We start from the raw sequence: 6,503 nt of genomic DNA, 5'->3' as shown, positions 1-6,503 counted from the left end.
CTGCAGGATATCCTACACGCCCATCAGAGCACGCGGTACAAGCGATTAAGCGTAGGAGCGCATTGAATCTCCGAGGTCAAAAAATCTTGAATAAGGTCCCCGTGCGAAGTGAATCCGCAACTCGTCAAAGTTCTCCACCGTTTGATCCAGCGGTCGCGTTTCCTGGCGCTGCAGGATGGCGTTATCTGATGGCTCAAGCGCTGGAACGCCCAGGAAATCCCAAACCGCTCCCAGGCATTGGGCAGGTTCGTGAAGTAGGCTCTCGTATTCCATTACAAGCAGGTTGGTCGACGTGAAGGAGTCCATAACGCGAGCGTGAAAATCGTCGGCGGCTTTGAAATAAGCCTCACAGTCGGCGATTGACAACCTGACGCTCGGTGGCCGAGCGGTATCGTTGTCCCAGCTGAACTTCAGCCAGTGACCGCTTTCCCTGGCCTGCACAAAGGATCGGAGCGATTCCAATACGTTTCGGCGAACAACAAGGATGACCTTGAGTGCTGGCCAACGAGCCAGTTCCGCAAAGAATGCGGGACGCTCGCGAAACTGAGGTTCATTGATCTTGCATCCAAGATGCGTCACATTCTTGTAGTCGCGCATAGGGCAGCGCACATAGGCAAGCTCAAGAAGCTCGCGATCCGTGCCTAGCAGGCGATCAGTGCTGGGCCAATTGGGATCATATTCGTTTAGCAACTCACCGTTACTCAAAACGGTCGGATGCTCGTTTAGCAATTCTTCTAAATAGTGTGTTCCGGTCCTTGGCATAGCAAGGATCACAAAAGGCTCAAGAGTTGCTTCGTTGTGGGTCATTGCATGTGTATCCAACTAAATAATGGCCGCGACGGTCTGTGGACGCGCACAAGAAGCTTGGCTGCTATCGATTGAACGCTCCGGGTGGGTCCGCGCCTCACCATCCAGCCTGTTCTTCGAGGTGTGGTCGCGAAGCTGGGCGGGTGCCTGCAGCGGCTGGGTGGCGCCCGGCTTCGGCGTTGTACCACTCGCGATTCCTAGCATACGCATGCCTCCGGGCCGCTGTGGGCAGTTTGCATCCGGCATTGCGGACCTCCTTCTGGTTAATGGGTGTAAGCAAGCGTCAACGCATTAGTCGTCGATGAAACAGTCCAGCCGACAGAAAAAAAGGCAATACAGCGAACATGCAAAGTGCGCCTATATGCAGCCCTACATTGTCGCCCAGGCGGCCGAGCATCACCGGACGGATTAGCTCGATAGAATTCGCCAGGGGCGAGAAGGCCGCAATCTGCTGAAACACTCCTGGCAATTGGCCGACTGGAAAAACCGCGCCCGAAAGGAACAGCATGGGTGTGATGACAAGCGTCTGATAGAAAATAAAATAGTGATAACTGGGCGCGAGCGCGATGACGAGCATGGCCAGGCTCGCAAAGGCGAATCCGGTGAGAGCGACGACCGGTAGCACGTAGAGAACCGACGTCCACGCGGCATAACCTAGCGCGGCCGCAACAATCGCAATTGTCGTACCGGCCAGAAAAGCCTTTGTGGCTGCCCAGGTCAATTCACCGAGAACGATGTCGCCGAGGGTAAGTTGTGTGTGCAGGATTGCTTCCCAAGTGCCCTGATCGCGCATTCGACCGAAAACCGCGTAAATTGTTTCGAAGGTTGATGCTGTCATCGCGCTCGTCGCAACCATGCCGGCTGCCAGAAAGGCGATGTAGGATGCACCTTCGATGCGGCCTACCAACAGTCCAAGGCCAGTGCCGAGCCCGAAAAGGTAAATCATCGGATCAGCAAGGGTGCCGAGCATTGAAGCAAATGCCACCTTCTTCCATGCCAGATGATTGCGGCGCCACACCGCCATCCAGTTCCAGGCGTTGGCGGGTAGAGCGGCCGCAAAACGTTCACCCATTGCTCACTTCTCCATCTCACGTCCGGTTAACCGCAAGAAAACGTCCTCCAGACTGGGTGGACGCTCTAGAATACGCAGACCCGCTCGACCGCGAAGCTGGATGCGCACATCCTCCGGCTCAGGCGCATAGCAAAAGAGCGTCTCGCCGCTTACCTCGACACGCTGAACGTACGGTCTGATCAGCGAAATCAGCTCCTGTGGATTACCGCCGAAGATCTCGATCACGTTGCACCCAATGTACTCGTCGATCAGCGCATGAGGACTGCCCTCGGCGATCTTGCGTCCCCGCTCGAGAACACACAGCCGATCACAAAGCCGCTCAGCCTCTTCCATGAAATGGGTGGTCAAAATGATCGTTTTTCCGCTCGCCAGCAGGAAACGAAGTCGCTCCCAGATCAGATGGCGGGCATGCGGGTCGAGGCCGGTCGTGGGCTCATCCATCACAAGCAACTGGGGGTCGTTGATCAGAGCACGTGCCAGCGTCAGGCGCCGCTTCATCCCGCCGGATAGCAGGCCGACACGTGAATCCGCCTTGCTCTCAAGGCGAGCGAACTCGAGCAGCCGTGGGATGACGGCGTTGATCTCTCTTGTACTCATGCCGAAGTAGCGCCCGAACACCAACAGGTTCTCACGTACCGTAAATTCCAGGTCGAGATTGTCGAACTGCGGGACCACGCCTATGCCCTTGCGGGCCAAGCGGCTGCGTGCCGGCACTGGTAGACCGAGGACTGTTATATCACCCGCGTCAGGCCGGGTCATACCGAGGAGCATACGCGCAATCGTGCTCTTGCCTGCGCCGTTAGGCCCCAGCAGACCGAAGCACTCTCCCGATGCAACGGTGAAGGACAGCCCGTCCACAACGAGCTTGTTTCCGAATAATTTGGTTACGCCGGTAAGGTCGATTGCTACATTGGACATGCGTCTATCTCAAGCGGAATGAGTCCGATTGGCCACCGGCAGCTTACTTGCGAATTCTGGTTCAGAGCAGGCCACCGCCTTGAGATGACACCTTTGGAAAGTCGCGGCCGGAGCGACGTGTGTATCGCTTCCGCCAAAGAATAACGTCAAGATGCCACGTGTCGCTTCCACATAGTCCCCGTTCTGACCATAGGTAACTCGACAAGCTTCACCCCGTGTCGACTGACACAACTTACTCGGTCACTCGGCGCTGCAAGGCCGTCAGACTTCACTAGCTGTGAGCGAAAGATCTGCAGTATGAAGTGACTCCGCAATTCCAGAATTGCCCGCAGCATTTGCTCCGCCAAGCGGCATCGCGCTTGTGATTTCCTTTGTGCTGCTGTTGGGCAGGGGAACACTTTTACGCGACAGCCAATCGCTATTGCTCAATGTACACAGGGCGTAAGCCTTCAAGGGGATCAACAGGAATATCCTGATTAACGCGTGCATTGAATAGCCGATGAATCGAAGCTGCCGAGTGCGGAAAGATAACACCGTAGATCTGATTATGGTCATCGTGACAATAGCCAGCACCGTCCACCAATTTACTGTATGTGAAAATAGTAACTCACCGAGCGCCGTTACTACCGCGATGCCGAGCAACAATGGGCCGAGATTCTCTCCCATCACATCCAAAGTTAGATAGCGATCCAGGCCACGCAGTAGACCTCGCGCAAGCATCGTGTCCCGGAAAGTGCTTCGTGCCCAGCGGAGTTGTTGGCGCAAATAAGGTCCCATCTTGTCCGGAACGACTGTCGCCGCGACGGCACCTGGAACGTACTCGGTTCGAAAGCCTGCTTTCAGCATGAGGATCGTAAGATGACGGTCTTCACCGAAGTCGCTTGGTTTCCCCCTGAACAGCTGCGTCTCGTATTGATCCAGCAGAGAAAGGAGACAAGACCGGCGGTACATTGCACATGGGCCGCAGCAGCACATGACCGCACCAAAGCGACCTTGCGCCGCGCGCTCCTCATTGCAAGCCAGCCAGTATTCCATATCGATCAATCGGGTCAACCAAGTGTCGCTGCGGTTGTATGCCGTCAGCTGGCCCATGGCCGCTCCGACCATGGAATCCCGCATTTTTACTGCAAGCTTCGTGATGACGTCGGACGCAAGTGTCGTGTCAGAGTCGACGCTGAGCACGAAATCTCCAGATGAGCGGCGGATGGCGGCGATCTGCGCCTTGCGTTTGCCAACATTTTCGCGGAGCAGAATGAAATTGAATCTCGGGTCGCCCTCGTAGGCGTGATGTACCGGGATGACGGCATTACGATTTCCAGAACCGTCGTCAACCAGATAGACCTGAAATGTTCCGGAGTAATCTTGATTTGCAATGGAAGCTAAACACGCCGCGAGTGTGCGCGGGTCCTCATTGTAGCAGGGGATAATGACATCCACGCTCGGCCAACGGTCGGATCCGAACAAGCTTTCCGACGGCGGCGTAACATTTTCCGGTTGGGAGTAGACCGCTTGCATGCCTCTGTAAACAGTCGAGAGCACCGCATAAGACGAAACGGCAACAGTACTGGCTGTGGTGAGAAGGTCCATAGGATCTCTGTTTGTTCAGGGATGTTGAGGAAGTGATCGGATTACAAATCCGCGGCCGTGCAATTCTGGAATTAGGCGTGACAACGCTGTCACCGTCTGGTCGCGCAGACTGGCTTGATTGCCTGGTTGCAATTCGTCGGGAGCGCACCCGTCGTGCAACAGCACGATTGCGCCCGGCCGGATATCGGCGAGCACTCTGTCGACGATGGCGTCAACGCCGGGGCGAGACCAGTCGCGTGGATCAATGGACCAATGGACGGGCGCCAATGCCTCACCCGCTAATGCAGCGATTACTTCTTCGGTCCAGATGCCATAGGGTGCACGAAAGTACCGAACCATGGCCTGCGGGCAAGCCATCCCTATGACTCTGTTTGCCTCAACTATCTGGCAGTCGACTTCGACGGACCCGCATTTAGCTAGGTCCGGATGAGTCATCGTGTGGTTGGCTATACCGTGGCCGTCTGTAATAATTCGGCGAACGAGTTCCGGCTCGTCGGCCGCGTAGGCCCCAACAACGAAGAAGGTCGCCGGCACCTGATGTTGCGCCAGCACATTGAGTATCTGCGGTGTGAAAAATGAATTGGGACCGTCGTCAAACGTCAGATAGACGCTGCGCTCTGCAATGCGATCGGCATTGTCACTCTGCCCTTCGCATATGTAGTCCAGAGGCTTCATAGTTCCGGACCGTTCCGGTCGATCAGGGTACCAGACGGCCACTCGTCCATCGAGCGTCCGATCGGCGAAACCAACACGAGTACGTCTTCCAGGCGCGTGGGCGGCAGGTCGGGATGCACATCTGGACGGGTCGACCGTACGCGAACGCCCGACACAATGTTCGCGAGGCCGGCTCTGCAGAATCTTTCGACATGGTTTCGCAGCGCGTGCCGAACCGTGCCGAAAGCGAATGGAACACCCAACTGATGGAGCACTGGGTACGCCACGCGCATCGAAAAACCGATTCCGAGCCCTTCAAGATCCGGACGAACCGCGTACAGGCCCAATTCAGCGACGATCAAGTCGACCTCGCCAACTTTGATGAAGCGCCGCAGCATGCCGATGTGAGCCGCTACCCCATGCGCGTCGTAGCCGATTGCGCGGAATTCCGGCCTCGCGCCGGCCCAACTGCGGCCGCCTTCGAATGGCTCCGCGTTGAAGGCGCCAGTCCGTCCATAGGTCTTTCGAAAAAAGTCGGAGAGTTCGACATGGTCGGCCAGTTGCAGCTCATTTTCCCAGCACAACTTCCACTCGACATTCGGACGCATGGAAGACCTCACCTTGTAGCTGTCTGGTTGAGATAAATGTCCAAGCATTGATTAAATAATTGGCGTCGCGCCAACGGGGCGTAACTTGTGGGGACCGCCGAAAGACCAAGCCGCAATGCAGATGCGACTGACTTTGTACGCCCCGCACACCAGATGATGCTCCTCAGATCCAACGCAACCATCGGAACTACCTATCTTTCCAACTTGAAGCGCTTCTATGGGACCTGCAGCAAAAACGGTAAAATCCTTTGTTTAGATGAAAGGTATCCACGCTTTGGATAACTGGGCGAATGCGTTCCATATGGCTGGTCAATTATCGTCGTCACGCTCGAGGCACTTCTGACGAAGCGCAAAGCTCACGCCCGCGGCACGCGCGGCCGTTGCCGGGCCGCGCGATTATCTCCGTAAGAGCCGAGTGGAGCTCAGACACGACGATTGATCAGAATCTGATTCGCGGGTTCAGTATCTCTTTCGTGTATCCAGCTCTGGGCTGTCCTTTGGCGGGAGTTAGGTTCGCCCAGGTTCTGAGCCTGGGGCGTTGGCCCGTTCGCCGCGCAGGCTCCTTCGCACATCGTCGAGGCCGAGAAAGAGGGGCCACACAGCTCCCCCTGTACTTTCCACCACCCGACACCAGCGCTCACCCAGGGCGCCGGCCTTGCTCACCTCAACGGATAGCGCACTCGCGCCGCTTCACGATTAAAAGAATTCTACAAGCAAGATGCCTGTTTGATCGAGAGACGTCCGCTGCCAATTCCCGCATCGCAGAGGCAGCCAATAGCGCTCGCTTTACATAGTGGTCCGGCAAGCAGCTAGATACGACAGGTGACCTCAAATGAGGCGTCTTGCATGGCTTCTAC

General features: G+C 56.4%; 6 protein-coding genes. All 6 read right to left on the bottom strand.

The features are described 5' to 3' along the window. Nucleotides 1–45: 45 nt before the first annotated feature. The 6 genes from EN994_RS13370 to EN994_RS13345 all read right to left on the bottom strand — a co-directional run bounded on the left by EN994_RS13370 (nt 46) and on the right by EN994_RS13345 (nt 5,646). Nucleotides 46–807, bottom strand: coding sequence for a sulfotransferase domain-containing protein (locus tag EN994_RS13370; protein ID WP_063169397.1), 762 nt, complete (start codon nt 805–807; stop codon nt 46–48). Between the two features lie 283 nt (nt 808–1,090). After that, nucleotides 1,091–1,879: an ABC transporter permease gene (locus EN994_RS13365; protein WP_063169398.1), complete on the bottom strand. Its 789-nt coding sequence runs from the start codon at nt 1,877–1,879 to the stop codon at nt 1,091–1,093. 3 nt (nt 1,880–1,882) lie between these two features. After that, complete coding sequence (gene nodI, locus EN994_RS13360) at nt 1,883–2,797, bottom strand: nodulation factor ABC transporter ATP-binding protein NodI (RefSeq protein ID WP_024505873.1); 915 nt, start codon at nt 2,795–2,797, stop codon at nt 1,883–1,885. A gap of 261 nt (nt 2,798–3,058) precedes the next feature. Further along, entirely contained in the window at nt 3,059–4,384 is a 1,326-nt protein-coding gene (nodC, locus tag EN994_RS13355) for a chitooligosaccharide synthase NodC (RefSeq protein WP_063169399.1), read from the bottom strand. 15 nt (nt 4,385–4,399) lie between these two features. Next, complete coding sequence (nodB, locus tag EN994_RS13350; protein ID WP_063169400.1) at nt 4,400–5,059, bottom strand: chitooligosaccharide deacetylase NodB; 660 nt, start codon at nt 5,057–5,059, stop codon at nt 4,400–4,402. Beyond that, nucleotides 5,056–5,646, bottom strand: a complete 591-nt coding sequence (locus tag EN994_RS13345; RefSeq protein WP_063169401.1) for a NodA family N-acyltransferase — start codon at nt 5,644–5,646, stop codon at nt 5,056–5,058. The genes nodB and EN994_RS13345 overlap by 4 nt, the downstream gene beginning before the upstream one ends. Between the last annotated feature and the right edge of the window lie 857 nt (nt 5,647–6,503).

The sequence above is a fragment of the Mesorhizobium sp. M7A.F.Ca.CA.002.09.1.1 genome, assembly GCF_003998555.1.
GTDB lineage: Bacteria > Pseudomonadota > Alphaproteobacteria > Rhizobiales > Rhizobiaceae > Mesorhizobium > Mesorhizobium ciceri.
Note: the sequence above shows the minus strand (reverse complement) of the source record. Positions and strands in the feature narration are given on the sequence as shown.

Excerpts from the sequence above, each read along its gene's own strand:
- nodC (WP_063169399.1), bottom strand. The coding sequence starts at position 4,384 with ATGGACCTTCTCACCACAGCCAGTACTGTTGCCGTTTCGTCTTATGCG.
- nodB (WP_063169400.1), bottom strand. The coding sequence starts at position 5,059 with ATGAAGCCTCTGGACTACATATGCGAAGGGCAGAGTGACAATGCCGAT.
- EN994_RS13365 (WP_063169398.1), bottom strand. The coding sequence starts at position 1,879 with ATGGGTGAACGTTTTGCGGCCGCTCTACCCGCCAACGCCTGGAACTGG.
- nodI (WP_024505873.1), bottom strand. The coding sequence starts at position 2,797 with ATGTCCAATGTAGCAATCGACCTTACCGGCGTAACCAAATTATTCGGA.
- EN994_RS13370 (WP_063169397.1), bottom strand. The coding sequence starts at position 807 with ATGACCCACAACGAAGCAACTCTTGAGCCTTTTGTGATCCTTGCTATG.
- EN994_RS13345 (WP_063169401.1), bottom strand. The coding sequence starts at position 5,646 with ATGCGTCCGAATGTCGAGTGGAAGTTGTGCTGGGAAAATGAGCTGCAA.